The organism is Streptococcus sp. HMSC034B05 (assembly GCF_001809055.1).
GTDB lineage: Bacteria > Bacillota > Bacilli > Lactobacillales > Streptococcaceae > Streptococcus > Streptococcus constellatus.
Window position 1 is genome coordinate 1 of the sequence record NZ_KV795584.1, and the last position, 285, is coordinate 285.

1 protein-coding gene is annotated in these 285 nt (G+C 42.5%); it reads left to right on the forward strand.

The window, feature by feature from the left end; genetic code table 11:
• Positions 1-18: 18 nt before the first annotated feature.
• Positions 19-285 (forward strand): hypothetical protein (locus HMPREF2542_RS09840; protein WP_186822122.1); only part of this gene is annotated, 267 nt, incomplete at its 3' end.

The following is a 285-nucleotide window of genomic DNA, read 5'->3' on the forward strand; positions in this document are numbered from 1 at the left end:
CGACTCTGTCACCGCCAAATGCACTTTCAAACCGTAGAACCACATCTTTTTGAAAGTACAGTAGCCAATGTTGACCACCTTATTCAAGACATTAATCCGATGATTTCTGACAGGCTGGAAAAGGAAGATTGGAAAGCTGTCAATGATGACCAATTCATCAAAATCCAGCTGATTGAAATAGAGGCGAATCAACTGAAGCAGGGGCGTCAGATAACGAGCATGGCGATAAAAGCAGCTTCTCTCCAGTCCGGTGAATCCGAAGAAATTGCAAATCAATTGGTAAAA